Source organism: Sphingobacterium sp. SGL-16, from assembly GCF_011043515.1.
Lineage (GTDB): Bacteria > Bacteroidota > Bacteroidia > Sphingobacteriales > Sphingobacteriaceae > Sphingobacterium > Sphingobacterium litopenaei.
The window spans coordinates 1-949 of record NZ_JAAKGQ010000118.1 but is presented as its reverse complement, the minus strand read 5'-3'; the positions used below and the strand labels follow the sequence as shown (position 1 = coordinate 949).

The following is a 949-nucleotide window of genomic DNA, read 5'->3' as shown; positions in this document are numbered from 1 at the left end:
TCAGAAATTTCCTTGGCTGAGAGTTGAAATTCATTAGTCAGAAACCAAAATTCCTTGTTTGTTTTTTGACTTTTGATGACCACCAAACGGAAATCAATTTCTACTTTCTCTTGCCTATAATGCAGTTTGCCTCGTTTGTTTTGGATGGGACTTCCGGTGTAAAGCTTTACCCTGCTGTCTTTTAATACTTCCCAATCATCCCATTTCAGCGATGTTTTTGCATCAAGAAATGATTCCATCTCTTCAAATTTCCTGTTGTCTTTCGAACGAATGATAAATTTTACAGATTCTTCCTCAAATTCCTTCATCGTCCGTGTTGATTGCAAACCTCTGTCTATAACATAAATATTCTGGTGATGCTCTTCTTTTTTTACTTGTTTTAAAATAGCTTCAGGGAGTGCAGACTCTTCGGAAGAGTATTTCTGACCAGTAAAAACTTCTACTCCCGAAGGTAAAATGCCGTCAAACGAAAAACTGAATTTCACTAATTTCTTACCGCTTTTCTGGTCAATACCTTCTTTTAGCTTCGCGCAGGCATCAGCAACAATAGTGCTGTCAACTCGTATAAGATTATACTTTTCGATTTCAGTCTTCGAATAAAGCCCGGAAAACTGCTGGTACATCTGTTCATAGATTTCTTTGAAATAACGGGGGTCAATCTTGGAAAGTCTCTCGGAGATAGAACTGCTGCGAACCTTTTCTTCTTCTCCCAATCCAAACAGGGCTTTAAAGCCACTACTGTTAAAAGTATCTTCTAATGTTCGCTGACTCAATCTTTCGTTATCGAAAATACAGAACAAAAGAAGGTAAAACATCTTTTTCCCATGAAGAACCTTGCTGTAATGATCCACTTTAGTGGTTGCTGAAAGATGGCTTAAAAGGGCTTCTGGTATAAAAGCTAAAACTTGGCTGAGGGAGATTTTGTGATCTTTAAATACTGACATACCTA

The 949-nt window shown here is 37.6% G+C and carries 1 protein-coding gene; it reads right to left on the bottom strand.

The genetic code is table 11. From position 1 onward, the window contains the following. A partial coding sequence (locus G5B32_RS16915; RefSeq protein WP_165292667.1) for a transposase occupies positions 1-949 on the bottom strand: 949 nt, incomplete at both ends.